The following is an 18,203-nucleotide window of genomic DNA, read 5'->3' as shown; positions in this document are numbered from 1 at the left end:
ACTCGCGTTGCGTGAGTGCCAGCACTTCCCTAAACTTGCTCTTAGCACTCTCGGCCCGAGGGTGCTAACGAGTCTTCCGTTCACGAAGCGCAAGAAAGAAGAGGTAGACCGTGTCGGTTTCCATCAAGCCGCTCGAGGACCGCATCGTCATCAAGCAGGTCGAGGCAGAGCAGACCACCGCGAGTGGTCTCGTCATCCCCGATACCGCCAAGGAAAAGCCCCAGGAGGGTGAAGTTGTTGCTGTCGGCCCCGGCCGCATCGACGACAACGGCAACCGTGTTCCGCTCGACGTAGCCGTCGGCGACCGCGTGATCTACAGCAAGTACGGTGGCACCGAAGTGAAGTTCGGCGCTGACGAGTACTTGGTGCTCTCGGCACGCGACGTGCTGGCGGTCGTCGTTCGCTAAGACGACCACCCCGCAAAAGGCCCGGAGCGATGCTCCGGGCCTTTTGCTTTTCTGCCGCACGTTTCGGCGATGCGCGGTGGCAGAAATGAGCGCATGATCGGCAGTCCGCAGAGCCGCCTTGGCTTCCTGCCCGTCGCGCGCAGATCTAGGCTGAGTAAGTGACGCAGTCGAACGCCCCAGAAGACCCCACGGATGCTGCGCGCACGCGCCTTGTGGGAACGAGCTATGCCTTCCTCGCCTATCTTTTGTGGGGATTTCTTCCGCTCTACTTTCTGCTCTTGAAGCCCACCGGTGCGTGGGAGGTCGTGGCGTGGCGCATCCTGCTGTCGCTCGTGTTCTGCGCATTCCTCATCGCGGTCACACGCTCATGGCAGCGCTTCAGAGCGATCATTGCTCAGAAGCGATTGCTGATGTGGACAGCGGTGGCTGGCGCCTTGATCTATGTCAACTGGCAGGTCTTTTTGCTGGCGACGCTCACCGGTCACGTCATCGAAACGAGCCTCGGCTACTTCATCAACCCGATCGTGACGGTGTTGTTGGGAGTGCTGGTGCTGCGGGAACGTCTACGTGTGACGCAGTGGGTGGCGATCAGCCTCGCCGCCGTCGCGGTCATCGTCATCATGGTCGGGTATGGAACCTTCCCGTGGATCGCGCTTCTCCTCGCCTTTTCGTTCGGCTTCTACAGCCTGGTGAAAAAGCGGATCGGCCCCGCAGTGGATGCTGTCAGCGGCCTCACCCTCGAGTCGTTTTGGCTCGCACCTGTTGCCATCGTGCAACTCATCGTCGTGGGAGCGACCACGGGAATCACGATCGCGAGCGCGGGACTCGGCCACGGCATCCTGCTTGCCCTCGCCGGTGTCGCAACCGCCGTGCCGTTGCTGCTCTTTGCCTCGGGTGCTCGCCGAGTCTCCCTGACGACGCTCGGCATCATGCAGTTCATCGCTCCGATCATGCAGTTCATGATCGGAGCGTGGCTCCTGGGAGAGCCAATGCCGCTCGAGCGCTGGATCGGCTTCGGTATCGTCTGGGTGGCGCTCATCGTGCTGACCATCGACTCGGTGCGCGCGGCGCGGCGCGGGCGTCGGATGGTTGTGAGCGATGTGACAGAACTCACCTAAATCGAGACGCATCTGACAGGCGCTGTTATGCGTCTGTGACCTGGTTGTTTCACATCGTTAACGCACCGCAACACTGAGGTGCGCTCCCGCTCGTTACTGTGAAGGACATCGAGTCCGGTTCTGTGAGCCGGACGCCTGTATGTACACAGCAAGGAGCACTATGAACGTCTTTACTCGTTCGCGTTCGAGCAAGGCCATCAGCGGTATCGCTGTGGTCGGAATCAGCGCGCTCTTCCTCGCCGGCTGCTCAAGCACCGGTGACGGCGGATCATCGTCAGCCCCCGAAGCCGGCGAAGAGATGACCCTCAAGATCGGAACGGCGCTGCCGCAGACCGGTAACCTCGCATTCCTCGGCCCGCCCGAAGAAGCCGGTGTTGCTTACGCCGCATCGCAGGTCAACGAAGTATCTGCCGACACTGGTCTCTCGATGGACGTCGTCTACGGTGACTCGGGTGACACCGACAACAAGGCATATGAGACCGAGATCCCGCGTCTTCTCAACGAAGACGTCTCGGCCATCATCGGCGCTGCATCATCGGGTGTCTCGCTGCAGTTCATCGACCAGGTGACGGGTGCTGGCGTCATCCAGTTCTCGCCCGCCAACACGTCTGACGCATTCACGACCTACGACGACAACGGCCTCTACTTCCGCACCGCGCCCTCGGACGTGCTGCAGGGTGAGGTTCTCGGAAACCTGATCGCTGAAGATGGCAACCAGACTCTGGGCATGATCGTCCTCAACGACTCGTACGGAACCGGACTCGCCAAGTACGTGACCGACGCGTTCGAGGCCGCTGGCGGCGAGGTTGTCGCATCGACCACCTACAACACCGGTGACACCACGTTCGACGCCCAGGTGAGCGAAGTTCTCGCGGCCGACCCTGACGCGATCGCGCTGATCACGTTCGAAGAGGTCACCACGATTCTTCCGAGCCTCTTCGGACAGTTCCCGTCCGACAAGCTCTACTTCGTCGACGGCAACCTGTCGAACTTCGGTGATGAGTTCCCCGAGGGCTCGTTGACCGGCGCCAAGGGCACGCTTCCCGGCCTGTCGATCGACTCGATCGGTGACTTCACTGGCGCGCTCGACGAGTTCGTTGCGTCGGAGGGCGAAGACCCGCTGGAAGAGTACAGCTACGCTGCCGAGTCGTTCGACTCGGTCATCCTGCTCGCTCTTGCTAGCCTCGCTGCTGGTTCTACCGACAGTGACGCTATCGCTGAGAAGCTCATCGAGGTTTCAGGTGGCAGCGGCGACGGTGAGAAGTGCACCACGTACTCCGACTGCGCCGACATCATCTTGGGCGGCGGAACAGCCGACTACGACGGTGTCTCCGGCCCGATCACGTTCGACGATGTGGGAGACCCGACCGAAGCTTCGGTGGGTATCTACCAGTTCGGCTACGACAACAACTACTCGGCATACGAGGGCTAAGCCCCTCACGCACGAGAGCAGCGGCCCCGGTCTTCGGACCGGGGCCGCTGTGCTGTGCGCTGTAGGACGCAGCAAAAAGCTCCGCCACACGATGATGACCGTGTGGCGGAGCTTAAGCTTCTGGCGGGCTTATGCGCCGAGCGAGCCGAGGTAGAGCTCGGTGACCTTCGAGTCGTTGAGGAGCTCACGGCCGGTACCGGTGTACGCGTCGCGTCCCTGATCGAGCACATAGCCGCGGTCGCAGATCTGTAGGCAGCGGCGAGCATTCTGCTCGACCATGATGCAGGTCACACCAGCCTTGTTGATCTCCGAAACGCGGATGAACGCTTCATCCTGACGAACCGGGGAAAGCCCCGCAGAGGGCTCATCGAGGAGCAGAACCTTCGGATCCATCATGAGCGCCCGGCTCATGGCGACCATCTGGCGCTCACCACCAGACAGTGAACCCGCACGCTGTTTCAAGCGCTTGCCGAGTTCTGCGAAGATGCCCGTCACGAACTCAAGTCGTTCCTTGTACGCCGAGGGATTCTGATAGAGCCCCATCTGCAGGTTTTCCTCGATCGTGAGGGTAGGAAAGACGTTGTTGGTCTGGGGAATGAAACCGACTCCACGCCCAACGAGCTTGTTTGCCGGTAGTCCCGTGATGTCATCGCCCCCCAGCGTGACGACACCCGAGCGAACATTGACCTGGCCGAATATTGCCTTCAGCAGTGTCGACTTTCCGGCACCGTTCGGACCGATGATGCCGATGAGCTCACCCTGGTATGCCGTGAGAGAGCAACCGTTGAGGATGTTGACCCCGGGTAAGTAGCCGGCGTGCACGTCGTCGACGTGTACAACAGGAGTGGCGGTGGCCGTAGATGTGCTCACTTGTTGTTCTCCTCTTCGGCCTGTCCCTCGGCCACGATCGCGGCTGCCGTGATACCCGAGCTACCTGGCAAGCCCGAGGTGCCGTTCGCTTCTGCTTCTGTGACGCGTCCGGTGAGTACTCCGAGGTCCACCTCTTGGTGAGCGCCGAGGTACGCATCGACAACGGCTGGGTTCTTCATCACCGAAACTGGGTCACCCTCGGCAACGATCCGGCCCTCTGCCATGACGACGACCCAGTCAGCAATATGGCGCACCATGTGCATGTCGTGCTCGACGAAGAGCACTGTCATGCCCTCTTCTTTCAAATCGAGGATGTGATCGAGGAGCGACTCGGTGAGTGCCGGGTTGACGCCGGCCATCGGCTCGTCGAGCATCACGAGTTCTGGCTGGGTCATGAGCGAGCGTGCCATCTCGAGGAGCTTTCGCTGCCCACCCGAGAGACTGGCCGCGTAGTCCTGAGCTTTCGTGTCGAGCTTGAACTTGGCGAGCAGAACCATTGCGCGTTCTTCGATGGCTTGATCTTGCTTGCGCCAGATCCATGGAACCATGCTGGCCCAGAACTTCTCACCCTTTTGGCCCGTGGCGCCGAGCTTCATGTTGTCGAGGACCGTAAGGAGCCCCAACGCTTTCGTGAGCTGGAAAGTGCGGACCAGGCCCATCCGTGCAACCTTGAATGCCGCCACGTTTCCGAGCGGCTTGCCATCGAAGCTCCACTTACCGGCGTTCGGCTTGTCGAAACCCGTGAGCAGGTTGAACAGCGTAGTTTTACCCGCACCGTTCGGTCCGATCAGGGCGGTGATGGCGCCGCGGGGGATTTCGAGATGATCGACGTCGACGGCGGTCACGCCGCCGAACGAGCGAACAACGCCGTCAGCGATGATGATCGGATCGGTTTTCGCCACCCCCGGCACCGCATCGCCGACGTGCAGCCCGGTCGTTTTCGGACGTGCAATCAGGCCGGTGGTCGTCGGCACTTTTTCACTTGACACATCTTCACTTGACACATCTTCACTTGACAAAGGTCAGCTCCTTCTTGTTGCCGAGGATGCCCTGCGGCATGAAGATCACGAGCAACATCAAGGCAACGCCTACCAGGATGAAGCGCAAGGTGCTCGCCTGAATCTGTGACATGAACGGCAGGATGCCGGCCGCCACCATCGCGGGAAGCACGTTCGAGAGGAACGTCTGCAGTACCCAGAAGATCAGCGAACCGAGTAGCGGGCCGAACACTGTTGCGGCGCCTCCGAGTAGAAGAGCTGTCCACACGAAGAACGTCAGCGATGTCACGTAGACACCGGGGCTCACGGCCGAAGGCATTGCGTAGATGATTCCACCCGCGGCAGCGATCACACCACCGAGCACGAGCGACTGCATCTTGTACGCGTACACGTTCTTGCCGAGTGAGCGAACCGCATCCTCGTCTTCACGAATGCCCTTCATCGCTCGACCCCAGGGGCTCCGCATCAGCATCCAGACCACGAGGGCTGCGATAGCGAGCGTCAGGAGGCCGACGATTCGCACCCACCACTGGTTTTCGTTATAGGTCCAGGGGCCGAAGCCGTACGTGCCATCGGGAATCGGATTCATCGCCCGAAAGCTCGAGTGATACCCGCTGAGCCCGTCTGCCGATCCGGTGACATCATCGAAAGCTGTCGTGAGGAACAACAAGCGCACAACTTCTGCGGCAGCAATAGTCACGATAGCCAGATAGTCCCCGCGCAGTCGGAGCGTGGGAATACCGAGGATCAGGGCGAAGATGGCCGCAGCTCCGAGTCCGACGAGAGCTGCCAGCCACCACGGAAAGTTGAACGACAGGATCGAAATGGCGTAGCCATAGGCACCCATCGCCATGAAGCCGGCGATACCCATGTTGATGAGGCCGGCGTAGCCGAAGTGCACGGCCAGGCCGAGGGCTGCGAGCGCGTAGGCGATTGTTGCCGGGCTCAGAATCGAGGAGCCGGTATTCGAGAGGATTTGAAGCCAGTCCATGAGTTTCGCCTAACCTATTCTCTCGCGACGGCCGAGGATGCCCTGTGGTCTGAACAGCAGGATGACGATGAGCACGAACAGGGCGCTTGCATATTTGAGGTCAGCAGGTATCCAAAGACTCGATACCTCAACGAGGAGTCCGACGATGATGGCTCCGACGAGCGCTCCCATCGCGGTTCCGAGGCCACCGAGAATCACCGCGGCGAACATCAGCAGCAAGAGCTGTGCACCCATGTCCCATTTGATACCCGGTCGGTAGTACGCGTACAGAATCCCGGCGAGGCCGGCGAGAGCACCCGAGACGATCCAGACCACTCGTACGACGAAGTCGACATCGATACCGGATGCCGCCGCGAGCGAGGGGTTGTCAGAGATGGCGCGCGTCGCCTTGCCGAGACGAGACCGGGTAAGCCACACGCCGAAGGCGCCGATGACAACAATCGAGATCCCGATCGAGACCATATCGATCACGCTCATTTGAACGACGCCGAAGAGGGCGATCTTGGGTGCCGACGAATATGGCAACTGCAGAGTCCCACCACCGATGAAGAACTGGAAGATATAACGCAGCGCAAGCGACAAACCAATGCTCACGATCATGAGCTGGACGACGCCGACTCGCCTTCTTCGTAGCGGGCGCCAAATTATGACGTCGAGAATCAGCCCGAGAATCGCACTCAGCACAATGGCAAGTGGGTAACCCAACCACCATGGAAGGGCAAGGCTTGCCGGCCCAACCAAGAAGAGGCCAGCGATCGCTCCAAAAGTCACCATCTCGCCCTGCGCGAAGTTCGAGATCCCGGTCGTGCCGTAGACGAGCGTCAGACCGACGGCAGCGAGGCCGAGCATGAGGCCGAAACTCAGCCCTTGCACGATGCGCTGAACAAGCTGGTCCGTGAAGCTCGTCACGTTTCGCTCGCCCTCACCGATGAAGAAGTTGACGGTCACACGACCGCCGGCTCCCATCTCGACCTCTTTTTCGTTGGGAGCGTCCGTGTCGTCGACAACAGCTATGCCCTCAGGCAGGGTGTCCTCATCGAGGACGACAGAGTACGTCTCGCCCCGATCCGGAACCTGGACCGACCATTGACCGTTTTCATCGGTCTCGACTTCTTGCGCACCCCCTGGGCCGTCGATGGTAAGAGCGACGCCTTCAAGAGGCTCGCCGTCGAGTTGAACGTTGCCGCTGATGCGATACGGGTCATCTTCTGCTGCCATCGCGGTCGATGGGAGCGCGAGGAGTGCAAGCAATATCGCGGCGACGACGCCAAAGAGCGCTGTCATAACTGGGCGTCGCCAAAGGCGATGCGCGGTTGTCGTGGGCCTCACTGATCCTCCAGGTGGCTCGGCCACCGTTTAGCGACGGTTTTCGTCGACTTTGACGAAAACAGTATGAGCGTAATGTGTCCGCGGTGTTTCCGTCGTGGAACCGCTGCCACCGATTGTGGAATCGATATTGGACTGAGTTCTAAAAGACCGGCCGGGTACCCCGAAAAGACGCGGCTAACTCGGGAATTAACACGCGTCGCAGGCGCTTAGAATTAGCACGTCGGTTTTTTTGCGGCGGACCCTCGTTGCCGTCAAAAACGTCAGCGCGCTGGCAGAAGGAGAATTATGGAGCACCACGACCCCTTCGGTTTCGTCGGGCTGACCTATGACGACGTGCTGTTGTTGCCGGGCCACACTGACGTCATTCCCAGTGAGGCTGACACCTCTTCGCGGGTGACGCGCCGCATCACTGTGGCAACCCCTCTGATTTCGAGCGCGATGGACACCGTCACCGAGGCGAGGATGGCAATCGCTATTGCTCGCGAGGGCGGGTTGGGCATCATTCACCGGAACCTCTCCATTGCCGATCAGGCAGCCATGGTTGACCGGGTGAAGCGCAGCGAGTCGGGCATGATCTCCGACCCCATCACGACAACACCGGACGCGACGATCGAAGAGGTTAACGACCTCTGCGCGACATACCGCATCTCAGGCCTTCCCGTCGTCGATGATGAGGGGCACCTTCTGGGCATCGTGACCAATCGCGATATGCGCTTCGTGTCGGGCTTCGAACGTCAGTCGACTCTCGTGAAAGACGTCATGACGAGCGAAGGTCTCGTGACAGGAAAAGTCGGCATCGGAGCCAACGACGTCATCGCCACATTCGCCAAACACCGCGTCGAGAAGCTCCCGCTCCTCGACGATGACGGCAAGCTTGCAGGCCTCATCACGATCAAAGACTTCGACAAGAGCGAAAAGTACCCGCTCGCGACAAAAGACGACGTGGGGCGCCTGCGTGTCGGTGCTGCTATTGGTTTCTTCGGTGACGCGTGGCAGCGCGCTGAAGCGCTGCGAGACGCGGGAGTCGACGTGCTCGTCGTTGACACTGCCAACGGTCAGTCTGCCGGTGTCATCGATATCGTGTGCCGTATCAAGGCTGACGAGTCTTTCGATCACATCGATGTCATCGGTGGAAACGTCGCCACCCGTGAGGGTGCTCAAGCGCTCATCGATGCGGGTGTGGATGCTGTCAAGGTTGGCGTGGGCCCCGGCTCTATCTGCACGACTCGCGTCGTTGCGGGCGTCGGTGTGCCCCAGGTGACTGCCGTGTATGAGGCATCCCTCGCCGCGCGTGAGGCAGGAATCCCGATCATCGCCGACGGCGGCCTGCAGTATTCGGGCGACATCGCCAAGGCCCTCGTCGCCGGTGCCGACGCTGTCATGCTCGGGTCGTTGCTTGCTGGAACAGACGAGTCACCGGGGGAGATCGTGTTCCAGGGTGGTAAGCAGTTCAAGCAGTACCGCGGCATGGGTTCGCTTGGCGCTCTCCAGACGCGCGGCAAAAAGACGTCGTACTCCAAGGACCGCTACTTCCAGGCCGACGTCCCCACCGACGACAAGCTCATTCCCGAGGGCATCGAGGGTCAGGTCGCTTACCGCGGACCGGTCGGTGCCGTCGCGTACCAGTTGGTTGGCGGCCTGCGCCAGTCGATGTTTTACGTCGGCGCCCGCACGATCGAAGAGCTGAAGGCGAAGGGCAAGTTCGTTCGTATTACGTCGGCGGGTCTCAAAGAGTCACACCCGCACGACGTGCAGATCGTCGTCGAGGCCCCGAACTACAAGCGCTAAACCGCCCCCCGCCCGCCTCGTCCCCGCGGAGCGACCCTCTTTACCTACCCGCGAGGGGTCGCAACACGCCGCAATGAAACCGCTCGCGGTGATCGCATGCGGCGTGTTGTGACCCCTCGGCGGGGGGAGATTTCCGTCGGAGAGCGTGGACGCGAGGGCGGATGCCGGTGGCGGCTAGGCTGGAAGGGTGAACATGGAGATCGAAATCGGCCGCGCCAAGCGCGCTCGGCGGGCATACACGTTCGACGACCTCGCGGTGGTGCCCTCAAGGCGTACCCGCAACCCCGAAGACGTGTCGACGGCGTGGACGATTGACGCGTTCCAGTTCGACATCCCGGTGCTCGGTGCGCCGATGGACTCCGTTGTGAGCCCAAAGACAGCGATCATGCTCGGTCAACTCGGCGGACTCGGGGTGCTTGATCTCGAAGGTCTCTGGACGCGCTATGACGACCCAGAGCCGCTCCTTGCCGAGATTGCTTCGCTACCCGACACCGAAGCGACGAGACGGATGCAGGAGCTTTACTCCGAACCGATCAAACCTGAGCTTGTCCGCGACCGTCTCGCCGAGATTCGCGCTGCCGGCGTTACCGTTGCGGGGGCGTTGACGCCTCAGCGCACACAGGATCTGTACGAGACCGTGGTGGCTGCCGGTGTCGACCTCTTCGTCATTCGGGGCACGACGGTTTCGGCTGAGCACGTGTCATCCGTGCATGCACCTCTCAACCTCAAGAAGTTCATCTACGACCTCGACGTTCCGGTCATCGTAGGTGGTGCTGCAACCTACACCGCGGCTCTGCACCTCATGCGGACGGGTGCCGCCGGTGTGCTCGTCGGGTTCGGCGGGGGAGCCGCGTCGACAACACGCGCTGTTCTCGGTCTGCACGCGCCCATGGCAACGGCTGTCGCCGAGGTCGCGGGTGCTCGCCGTGACTACCTCGATGAGTCGGGCGGACGCTACGTGCACGTCATCGCTGATGGCGGCGTTGGGACATCGGGTGACATCGTGAAGGCGCTCGCTATGGGCGCCGATGCCGTCATGCTCGGCGTCGCGCTGGCGCGAGCCACCGACGCGCCGGGCCAGGGCTACCACTGGGGTCCCGAGGCCCACCACCCCAAGCTTCCCCGCGGGCACCGCGTGAAGGTCGACCGTGTCGGAACACTCGAAGCCGTGCTGTACGGACCGGCTCCCGTGGCAGATGGGACGGCGAACCTCATTGGTGCGCTCCGCAAGTCGATGGCAACCACCGGGTACTCCGATCTCAAAGAGTTTCAGCGGGTCGACGTGGTCGTAGCGCCCTACGACTTGTGAGTGCTGCATGACCATTACCGAGTCTGAGGTATTTCCGCCGACGCTGCGCGAAGTGATGCTGCGCGCACGCTGGATCGGAATGCTCGTGCTGTGCCTGGTTGTCGCGGGCATTTTCGCGTGGTTAGGGCAGTGGCAGCTTTCGCGCGCGATCGACGTCAACCCGCGCGAAGAGGGGGCCACCGAACAGGTGCTCCCCATCGACGAAGTCGTGCAGCCGGGTGAGTATCTTCCCGAGCCGCTCGTTGGTCAGCGCGTTGCGGTATCAGGTTCGTGGATTCCCGAAGATTTTCTCGTCGTATCGTCGCGCTACAACGATGGTGCCGAGGGATATTGGGTGACCGGTCAGCTGAGACTCACCGAAGAAACCACCGGACTCGTCGACCAGCCGGTGTCTATCGCGGCGGCGGTCGGGTGGGCGGAAACGCTCCAAGAAGCTGAGGATGCGGCATCCGCGCTCTCCGCCGAGGCGGCCGCGAACCCGAACGCGATTGCTGACTTCACCGGACGCATCATTTCCGATGAGGGGCAATTGTTGCCACCGGCAGATGACCCGCAGGTGATGGAACGGATGTCTCCTGCCGTGCTGCTCGGGCGTTGGCACGATGTAGCCGACCTCGACGTTTACCGACCGTATTTCACGCTGGACGAGCCGCTGGGCGACCTGACCGACATCTCATCTCCGGCACCCGATCAGGGATCCAGCGTCAACTGGCTGAACATCTTCTACGCGGTCGAGTGGGCTGTGTTTGCGGGCTTTGCTTTCTACCTCTGGTATCGCCTCGCGAAAGACGCGTGGGAGAAAGAAGTCGAAGACCTCGAAGAGGCCGAGAGCGCCTAGGTCGACGGCCCGGGCAGTGCCGTGGTCGCGGGTAGGATGGACGACATGGCTGCCCCCAAACTCGCCTCGTTTCCGGCGATTCGCAGCGCGCTGAAGTTCTACCAGATCTGCTCGGTCATCACCGGTATCGGCCTGCTGCTGCTCGTCACCGAGATGATCCTGAAGTACACCCCGCTGCGCGTGGAAGTTTTCGCCGGTGGCTCGGGTGGGTTCCTTTGGCTCGCGCCCGTCATCCCCGGCATCGACGGGGAACTCGTCTCAACAGGTGATGGTGTGAACCTCTCGCTCGGCATCCTGATCGTGCACGGCTGGTTCTACGTCGTGTACCTCTTCGCGTGCTTCCGGATTTGGAGCCTCATGCGCTGGTCGCTGTGGCGGTTCTTGATCCTCGCCGCCGGCGGTGTCGTTCCTTTCCTGTCCTTCGTGATGGAAGCGATCGTTGCGCGCGACATCAAAAATTACCTCGCGACCCGTGAAGCGGCCGCAGCATCCGACCCTGTCATTTCAACAGAGAGCACCCGGTGACCGAACAGAACTCGACAAGTCAGCGACCCGTTCTCGTCGTCGACTTCGGCGCACAGTACGCTCAGCTGATTGCGCGGCGCGTCCGCGAAGCAGGCGTCTACAGCGAGATCGTGCCGCACACGGCCACTGCGGCAGAAATTGCGGCTAAAGCGCCGGTGGGAATCATCCTTTCGGGCGGACCCTCCTCCGTGTACGAACCGGGTGCACCCACCCTCGACGTCGGTGTGTTCGAACTCGGTGTTCCCACCCTCGGCATTTGCTACGGCTTCCAGGTGATGGCGCAGGCCCTCGGCGGCGAAGTCGCAAACACCGGTTTGCGTGAATACGGTGCGACGGATGCCACGATCGTCACCGACAGTGTGCTGCTTTCCGGCCAGCCCGCTGAGCAGAACGTCTGGATGAGCCACGGCGACCTCGTCTCGCAGGCCCCCGCGGGCTTCGATGTGCTCGCGCGCACGGGCGCCACCCCGGTGGCAGCTTTCGCGAGCGACAGCCGCAAGATGTATGGGGTGCAGTGGCATCCTGAAGTGAAGCACTCAGACTACGGTCAGGGCGTTCTCGAGAACTTCTTGCATGATGCAGCGGGCATCCCCGCTGACTGGAACAGCGGCAATGTCATCGCTGAGCAGGTCGAGCGTATTCGCGCGCAGATCGGCAACGCGAGAGTCATCTCAGCGCTGTCGGGCGGCGTCGACTCGGCCGTGTCGACCGCCCTCGTGCACGAGGCGGTGGGAGACCAGCTCACGGCGATTTTCGTCGACCACGGGCTGCTCCGTAAGGGCGAGCGCGAGCAGGTCGAGAACGACTACGTCGCATCGACTGGCGTCCGCCTCATCACGATCGATGCACGCGAGCAGTTTCTCACTGCCCTCGAAGGCGTGAGCGACCCCGAGCAGAAGCGCAAGATCATCGGGCGCGAATTCATCCGCTCGTTCGAAGCCGCTCAACTGGAGCTGGTCGCCGAAGCAAAAGAAGACGGCGAACCCATCCGTTTCCTCGTGCAGGGCACGCTCTACCCCGACGTCGTCGAGTCGGGTGGGGGAACAGGCGCGGCCAACATCAAGAGCCACCACAACGTGGGTGGTCTTCCCGAAGACCTGCAGTTCGAGCTCGTCGAGCCGCTGCGCACTCTCTTCAAAGACGAGGTGCGCCAGATCGGTCGTGACCTGGGTCTTCCGGAAGCAATCGTGGGTCGCCAGCCCTTTCCGGGGCCGGGTCTTGGCATCCGGATCGTCGGTGAGGTTACCGCTGACCGCCTCGAAATCCTGCGTGATGCCGACGCGATCGCCCGCGCCGAGCTGACTGCTGCTGGCCTCGACAACGAAATCTGGCAGTGCCCCGTCGTGCTGCTCGCTGACGTTCGTTCGGTCGGCGTGCAGGGTGACGGTCGCACGTACGGGCACCCGATCGTTCTTCGCCCGGTATCGAGTGAAGATGCCATGACTGCCGACTGGACGCGTCTGCCGTATGACGTGCTTTCTAAGATCTCGAACCGCATCACCAACGAGGTGCGTGACGTCAACCGCGTCGTACTCGACGTGACATCGAAGCCCCCGGGGACCATCGAGTGGGAGTGAGGCACTCAGCCTCGTAAGTTGATGGTCGGTGCGGGAGGATGACGACATGAGCGATTCGAGATTCATCCGGCCTGGCCGTGCAGATGCCGCTTTCAACGGGGTCGTCGGTTGGCTGACTCGCATCGGCATACCGCTCGCTGGTTCTCGTGTGCTCGCAGTTCGCGGTCGGTCGAGTGGTGAGTGGCGTACTACCCCCGTCAACCCCTTGCGGGTGGGTGGGACGCGTTACCTCGTGGCGCCTCGCGGAAATGCGCAGTGGGTGCGCAATCTGCGAGCGGCCGGGACGGGAGAATTGCGCCACGGCCGTCGCGTGGAACGGTTTTCGGCGATCGAAGTAGACGACGCCGAAAAGCCACCAATTTTGCGGGCGTATTTGAAGGCTTGGGCGTGGGAGGTGGGCCGTTTCTTCGAGGGCGTCGATGCGCACTCACCCGAGGAGCGGCTCCACGAAATCGCGCCGGGCTTTCCCGTGTTTCGAATCGTTTCGGCGGCCCCGGCGCATGAGTGACGCCGCCGTTCCGGCCGCAAACTATCTGATCGTTGCAAGCCGGCTGGTGCCGGACCTCGACGGCGGCTTCACGGTTTCGGTGACCCGTCGCGCCCGCGATATTGCGGCAGCGACGGATGGGCCATCACCCCTGCTGCTCACAGTAGATCCGGGGGAGCGCGCCACACACGATGCGCATCGCGCAGAGTGGACGCGACGTGGAATTCTGAACGATGACACGCGCCTTCGAAACCTCTTCGACGACGTGCGAGTCGACGCAGACTGGGCACGAGCGGCCGCAGAAGCGTTACCGGTGCCCGCGGCTGACGACGTTCCGTATCGTGCGATCACCGACGGCCTCGGCCGCACTGTGCTCGAGATTCCCTACGGCATCGGCGGGTCCGAGTGGCACCTCACCGACGCGCCAGTGCGGGTATGGGATGCCGCTGGCACCGCGCCCATCGGATGGCTTCGCGGCTATGGCGGTCTTTACCGGGCATGGATCGCCAGCGTTGCTGCTTCGGAGAAGGCCCGCACTGGACTCGAATCGGTCGTGGTGTGTGAAGCACGCCAGATCGGTGAACTCCTTGCCGCGGGCATCGGGATTCCTGTTGTGCACACCACGCACGCAGCCCACGTGCGCGCACCGTTCTCGTGGGACTCGCCCATCGACCCGGCTTGGCAGCGGTGGTTTGCCGTCGCTGATCGGTTCGACGCCGTGCTATGGCTGACCGCGGCGCAGCAGCGTGATGTGCAACGGCGTGTGGGCGACGGCATCCGTTCTTTTGTCGTTCCGCACCCCGCACCCGCCGTGACCGCGCCGGCGGAGCCGGTTCCGGGGCGCATTGTCATGCTCAACTCGTTGATTCCTCGAAAGCGCATCGACCATGCCCTTCATGCTCTCGCGCGAGTGCGGGAAGGAGTGCCGCACGCGCACCTCGAGGTGTACGGCGCGGGCGGCTCGCTCGACGCGCTCAGTGACCTAGCTGGAGAGTTGGGAATCACTGGCGCCGTGACCTGGCATGGCCATTCGTCGACCCCGGAGGAGGCATGGGGAGGCGCCGATGCGTTCCTCTTCACGAGCGAAAACGAGGGCCAGGGTCTTGTACTGCTCGAAGCGCTTTCGCACGGTGTTCCGGTGGTGGCGTACGACGCACCGTACGGCCCGGCAGATGCGCTCGCAGATGGTGGCGGAGTCCTTGTGCCGTCGGGCGATCTGGCCGCGCTCACCGGGGCGCTTCAGAGCGTGCTCGCCCGACGCGAGCTGCGCGCGGAACTGTCGTTGCTGGCTCAGCGTGCTGCTGCGAGGCGGGATGCCGCGGCATCCATGAATGCCTTCGGTCAGGTCATTTCGGCCGTGCTCGGCCGGGTGTGACCTGCTGCCTGTGCCTCCGGCGGGCAGGGGAACTGCTCGATGGCGAACTAGATTCCCTGCCACACGAGGGCTGCAGCGCCGATGAGCGGTCCATCGCCGTCGAGCGCTGACGGGCTGATGCGTACAGCGCGGGCATACGGATGCAGCGCCGCACTGTGAGCTGAAGCGCGGACGTGATCGAGGTAGTCGTCGGCGACCTGCACAAAGCCTCCGGCTACCGCGACGGCCTCGAGGTCGTAGAGGGTCGCAGCTGTCGCGATCGCTTCGCCCACCGCGGTGGCTGACCGAATTACGGCGCTGCGCGCAATCTCGTCTCCCGCTCGATACGCCTTACCGAGCTCTTCGCCCGTTGTGCCCTGCCAGCCCTGTGTACGCGCCCATGCGACTGTGCCGGGTCCGGCAGCTATCGCTTCGAGGCTGGACGCGGCGGGGTCGCTGGCGTCGAGAGTGCGCACACGGATCTGCCCGATATGCCCGGCATTTCCACTCGTGCCGGTGACAGCCCGGCCGTGCGCGATGAAGCCCCCGCCGACCCCGGTGGATACAACCATCGCAAGCGCTGTTTTACACCCGACCAGGGCGCCGCGTGAGTGTTCTGCGAGCGCAATACAGGTGCCATCGAGCGCAAGAGTGACGGGAGCGTCAGCGACGAGGCCCGCAAGAACGTCGGCAATCACCAGCCCGTGCGCGGTAGGCAAATTGAGCGGTGAAATACTCCCGTGGGGGAGATCAACCGGGCCAGCCGAACCGACACCGATGCCAGATACGGTGTGAGACGCGGGCAGATGTGAGAGAGCGGATGCCGCGGCATCCCGAATCGCCCGGGCGATCTCGTCACGTGATGATGCGCGACCCGTAGGGCGGCGAGATACCGAAGCGCGCTGCACGACACCGTCGGTATCGACAAGGGCGGCATCCACCTTCGTGCCGCCGATGTCGATGGCCAAAGCGAGGGGTGTGTCGAGCGTGCTCATCCCTCGATCCTGACACAAGCCGCCGACCCCCTGACGCACAAAACGAAGAAGGGGCCGCCCGTAGGCGACCCCTTCTCGTCGTGGACTGCGAGAGCTAGTTGCTGCCGCGAAGAATCGCGATCATGCGGAGGATCTCGAGGTAGAGCCAGACGACCGTCACCATGATGCCGAAAGCACCCATCCACGCGTAGACGCGCGGTGCACGGTTTTTTACACCCTGTTGGATCGAGTCGAAGTCAAGCACGAGCGAGTACGCCGCCATGATGACGACGAGCACACCGATGATGAGCCCCATCGGAATCCCGAAAATCTTCATGCTGTAGAGGCCGAACGCGCCACCTGCCATCGGTACGTTGAACATCATCAGCAGGATGTTGACGACGCCGAACACGAGGTAACCGATCATCGCGATCATGAAGACCTTGGTGGCCTTCTTCGAGGCGCGGATCTTGCCGCTCGCAAACAGGGCGAGCGTGACGCCGACAACACAGAGCGTGGCGATCGTGGCCTGAACCACGATGCCGGGGTAGATGTACTCGAAGAATGCCGAGATCGCGCCTACGAACAGACCTTCAAAAGCTGCGTACGCGAAGATGAGCGGCGGGCGCACCTTCTTGCGCGAAGTGAAGATGATCACCATGGCGAGCACGAATCCACCGAGAGCGCCAATGATCCACGGCACCATGGAGGGCATGTCGCCGGCGACCTGAACGCTCGACATCGACCAGACCCAGCCGACAACTGCTGTCGCGAGAAGAATCGCGAAGAGGCCGATCGTCTTGATGACGGTGTCTTCGACCGTCATACGGTCGGTCTCGATAGCGCCGGCGGTGGGCGCGGCATACATGCCTTCGAGGCGGGCCTGGGTTGCGGCATCCGTCGTGCCGGCCTGCGCGTTAGCGCCACCCAGTCGAGCAGCGTTCGCGCCACCCGGGTACGTTCTGACCGCCTTCGGATCCTGGAAGGCGGAGTTGTTGAATGCAGGATTCGTCGAGGCCATTGCTCGGCTCACACTCCCGTTACGTCTGTGACAGCAAGGTGCTGTAGATCAACGATATCGAACACGACAGACACGGCAACCGAACGGGCCTGTGAGTGCTCTTTGAGCGTGCGTTGAAGGCGCTCGACCGGAGCTTGCGAGGAGGTACTCCGGGCTAGCCTGAAAGGGTGTCGCATACTCCTCCGCTCATCATCGGACATCGAGGAGCGCCGGGCTATCGACCCGAGCACACGAGGGCGTCCTACGAACTCGCAATTGAGTTGGGCGCTGGGGCTGTCGAACCCGACGTGGTCATCACGCGCGATGGTGTGCTCGTTGTGCGTCACGAAAACGAGATATCAACGACGACCGACGTTGCCGAGCGTCCCGAGTTTTCCGATCGCCGAACGTCAAAGCTGATCGACGGAGAAGAAGTCACGGGATGGTTCACCGAAGACTTCACCTGGGAAGAGCTGTCGCGCCTCGGGGCGCGTGAACGGTTGCCTGAGCTGCGCCCCGGCAGCGCGCGATTCGACCGGCAGCAGCCAATACTTCGTCTCGACGAACTGCTCGCTCTTGTCGATGCGGCATCCGCTCGATCAGAGACGCAGATCGGCGTAGTCGTCGAACTCAAACACCCGACCTACTTCGGCTCGCTCGGCTGGAACATGGCTGAGTTGGTCGCCACCGAACTGCGCGATGCCGGCTGGGCCGGGGGTGACCGGGGACTCGTGATCGAGTCATTCGAGCAGAGTGTGCTCAACGAACTGAAGAGCGCGGGCCTCGTCGCAACGTACGTGTACCTCGTAGAGGCCAAAGGTGCTCCATTCGACCTCATCGCGCGCGATGGATCGAAGGCCGCAAAGTATTCAGCGGCGCTGAGCGGAGCCGGGCTCGACCGTCTCGCGAGCGAAGTCGACGGCATCAGCCTCAACAAGCGGTTGATTCTCGCGCCCGATGTGTTAGGGCACGCCACGGGTCCCTCCGCCGTGGTATCGCAAGCGCGCGAGCGTGGCTTGAAGGTTTTCACCTGGACATGCCGCCCAGAGAATACGTTCTTGCTCCGGCAGTATCGCCGCGGATCGGATGCTGCAGCTCACGGCGATTGGCGGTCCGAATGGGCTGTGCTCAAAGACGCCAAGCTCGACGGCGTTTTTGCCGACCAGCCGGATCTCGCGGTGTCATTCTTCGCCTCGTGATTCGCGC

17 protein-coding genes are annotated in these 18,203 nt (G+C 62.3%); 11 read left to right on the top strand and 6 right to left on the bottom strand.

Features of this window, described 5'->3' with window-relative positions; translation table 11 throughout:
* The first annotated feature begins 110 nt into the window (after nucleotides 1-110).
* The 3 genes from groES (at nucleotide 111) to G6N83_RS03710 (ending at nucleotide 2,957) form a co-directional block, all read left to right on the top strand.
* Nucleotides 111-407: a co-chaperone GroES gene (gene groES / locus G6N83_RS03720; RefSeq protein WP_165139410.1), complete on the top strand. Its 297-nt coding sequence runs from the start codon at nucleotides 111-113 to the stop codon at nucleotides 405-407.
* A gap of 158 nt (nucleotides 408-565) precedes the next feature.
* Entirely contained in the window at nucleotides 566-1,525 is a 960-nt protein-coding gene (gene rarD / locus G6N83_RS03715; RefSeq protein ID WP_165139408.1) for an EamA family transporter RarD, read from the top strand.
* 160 nt (nucleotides 1,526-1,685) lie between these two features.
* Nucleotides 1,686-2,957: an ABC transporter substrate-binding protein gene (locus G6N83_RS03710; protein WP_165139406.1), complete on the top strand. Its 1,272-nt coding sequence runs from the start codon at nucleotides 1,686-1,688 to the stop codon at nucleotides 2,955-2,957.
* 129 nt (nucleotides 2,958-3,086) lie between these two features.
* Here the strand turns inward: G6N83_RS03710 and G6N83_RS03705 are convergent, their stop codons facing one another.
* Genes G6N83_RS03705 through G6N83_RS03690 form a run of 4 tightly spaced genes read right to left on the bottom strand, consistent with a single transcriptional unit; the run spans nucleotide 3,087 to nucleotide 7,100 of the window.
* Nucleotides 3,087-3,827, bottom strand: coding sequence for an ABC transporter ATP-binding protein (locus tag G6N83_RS03705; protein ID WP_165139404.1), 741 nt, complete (start codon nucleotides 3,825-3,827; stop codon nucleotides 3,087-3,089).
* Nucleotides 3,824-4,801, bottom strand: a complete 978-nt coding sequence (locus G6N83_RS03700) for an ABC transporter ATP-binding protein (protein WP_241246272.1) — start codon at nucleotides 4,799-4,801, stop codon at nucleotides 3,824-3,826. The genes G6N83_RS03705 and G6N83_RS03700 overlap by 4 nt, the downstream gene beginning before the upstream one ends.
* A gap of 34 nt (nucleotides 4,802-4,835) precedes the next feature.
* Nucleotides 4,836-5,816 (bottom strand): branched-chain amino acid ABC transporter permease, encoded by a 981-nt coding sequence (locus G6N83_RS03695; protein ID WP_165139402.1) that lies wholly within the window; start codon nucleotides 5,814-5,816, stop codon nucleotides 4,836-4,838.
* A gap of 9 nt (nucleotides 5,817-5,825) precedes the next feature.
* Nucleotides 5,826-7,100 carry a branched-chain amino acid ABC transporter permease gene (locus G6N83_RS03690; RefSeq protein ID WP_165139400.1) on the bottom strand — a complete coding sequence of 425 codons (1,275 nt, stop codon included), beginning with the start codon at nucleotides 7,098-7,100 and terminating at the stop codon, nucleotides 5,826-5,828.
* Between the two features lie 330 nt (nucleotides 7,101-7,430).
* Between G6N83_RS03690 and guaB the strand changes: the two genes are divergently transcribed.
* From guaB to G6N83_RS03655, 7 genes are all read left to right on the top strand, one after another.
* On the top strand, nucleotides 7,431-8,933 hold the full coding sequence (gene guaB, locus G6N83_RS03685) for an IMP dehydrogenase (RefSeq protein ID WP_165139399.1): 1,503 nt from the start codon (nucleotides 7,431-7,433) through the stop codon (nucleotides 8,931-8,933).
* 193 nt (nucleotides 8,934-9,126) lie between these two features.
* Nucleotides 9,127-10,242, top strand: coding sequence for a GuaB3 family IMP dehydrogenase-related protein (locus G6N83_RS03680; RefSeq protein WP_165139397.1), 1,116 nt, complete (start codon nucleotides 9,127-9,129; stop codon nucleotides 10,240-10,242).
* A 7-nt stretch (nucleotides 10,243-10,249) separates the two neighbouring features.
* Entirely contained in the window at nucleotides 10,250-11,080 is an 831-nt protein-coding gene (locus tag G6N83_RS03675) for an SURF1 family protein (protein WP_241246271.1), read from the top strand.
* A 45-nt stretch (nucleotides 11,081-11,125) separates the two neighbouring features.
* Nucleotides 11,126-11,605: a DUF3817 domain-containing protein gene (locus G6N83_RS03670; protein ID WP_165139395.1), complete on the top strand. Its 480-nt coding sequence runs from the start codon at nucleotides 11,126-11,128 to the stop codon at nucleotides 11,603-11,605.
* Nucleotides 11,602-13,182, top strand: coding sequence for a glutamine-hydrolyzing GMP synthase (gene guaA, locus G6N83_RS03665; protein WP_165139393.1), 1,581 nt, complete (start codon nucleotides 11,602-11,604; stop codon nucleotides 13,180-13,182). The genes G6N83_RS03670 and guaA overlap by 4 nt, the downstream gene beginning before the upstream one ends.
* A 46-nt stretch (nucleotides 13,183-13,228) precedes the next feature.
* Complete coding sequence (locus G6N83_RS03660; protein ID WP_165139391.1) at nucleotides 13,229-13,690, top strand: nitroreductase family deazaflavin-dependent oxidoreductase; 462 nt, start codon at nucleotides 13,229-13,231, stop codon at nucleotides 13,688-13,690.
* Nucleotides 13,683-15,044 carry a glycosyltransferase gene (locus G6N83_RS03655; RefSeq protein WP_165139389.1) on the top strand — a complete coding sequence of 454 codons (1,362 nt, stop codon included), beginning with the start codon at nucleotides 13,683-13,685 and terminating at the stop codon, nucleotides 15,042-15,044. Before G6N83_RS03660 ends, G6N83_RS03655 begins: the two co-directional genes overlap by 8 nt.
* A 47-nt stretch (nucleotides 15,045-15,091) precedes the next feature.
* Here G6N83_RS03655 and G6N83_RS03650 read toward each other — a convergent pair whose 3' ends face one another.
* On the bottom strand, nucleotides 15,092-16,018 hold the full coding sequence (locus G6N83_RS03650; RefSeq protein ID WP_165139387.1) for an ROK family protein: 927 nt from the start codon (nucleotides 16,016-16,018) through the stop codon (nucleotides 15,092-15,094).
* Nucleotides 16,019-16,112: 94 nt separating this feature from the next.
* Nucleotides 16,113-17,018 carry a Bax inhibitor-1/YccA family protein gene (locus tag G6N83_RS03645; protein WP_165139385.1) on the bottom strand — a complete coding sequence of 302 codons (906 nt, stop codon included), beginning with the start codon at nucleotides 17,016-17,018 and terminating at the stop codon, nucleotides 16,113-16,115.
* 167 nt (nucleotides 17,019-17,185) lie between these two features.
* Here G6N83_RS03645 and G6N83_RS03640 point away from each other — a divergent pair, with 167 nt between their 5' ends.
* Nucleotides 17,186-18,196: a glycerophosphodiester phosphodiesterase family protein gene (locus G6N83_RS03640; protein ID WP_165139383.1), complete on the top strand. Its 1,011-nt coding sequence runs from the start codon at nucleotides 17,186-17,188 to the stop codon at nucleotides 18,194-18,196.
* Nucleotides 18,197-18,203: the final 7 nt, after the last annotated feature.

This window comes from Microbacterium endophyticum (genome assembly GCF_011047135.1).
Classification (GTDB): domain Bacteria; phylum Actinomycetota; class Actinomycetes; order Actinomycetales; family Microbacteriaceae; genus Microbacterium; species Microbacterium endophyticum.
Note: the sequence above shows the minus strand (reverse complement) of the source record. Positions and strands in the feature narration are given on the sequence as shown.

Coding starts and splice junctions, on each gene's coding strand:
- G6N83_RS03680 (WP_165139397.1), top strand. CDS start 9,127: ATGGAGATCGAAATCGGCCGCGCCAAGCGCGCTCGGCGGGCATACACG.
- G6N83_RS03650 (WP_165139387.1), bottom strand. CDS start 16,018: ATGAGCACGCTCGACACACCCCTCGCTTTGGCCATCGACATCGGCGGC.
- G6N83_RS03690 (WP_165139400.1), bottom strand. CDS start 7,100: ATGACAGCGCTCTTTGGCGTCGTCGCCGCGATATTGCTTGCACTCCTC.
- G6N83_RS03645 (WP_165139385.1), bottom strand. CDS start 17,018: ATGGCCTCGACGAATCCTGCATTCAACAACTCCGCCTTCCAGGATCCG.
- G6N83_RS03710 (WP_165139406.1), top strand. CDS start 1,686: ATGAACGTCTTTACTCGTTCGCGTTCGAGCAAGGCCATCAGCGGTATC.
- guaB (WP_165139399.1), top strand. CDS start 7,431: ATGGAGCACCACGACCCCTTCGGTTTCGTCGGGCTGACCTATGACGAC.
- G6N83_RS03695 (WP_165139402.1), bottom strand. CDS start 5,816: ATGGACTGGCTTCAAATCCTCTCGAATACCGGCTCCTCGATTCTGAGC.
- G6N83_RS03675 (WP_241246271.1), top strand. CDS start 10,250: ATGACCATTACCGAGTCTGAGGTATTTCCGCCGACGCTGCGCGAAGTG.
- G6N83_RS03660 (WP_165139391.1), top strand. CDS start 13,229: ATGAGCGATTCGAGATTCATCCGGCCTGGCCGTGCAGATGCCGCTTTC.
- G6N83_RS03655 (WP_165139389.1), top strand. CDS start 13,683: ATGAGTGACGCCGCCGTTCCGGCCGCAAACTATCTGATCGTTGCAAGC.
- G6N83_RS03670 (WP_165139395.1), top strand. CDS start 11,126: ATGGCTGCCCCCAAACTCGCCTCGTTTCCGGCGATTCGCAGCGCGCTG.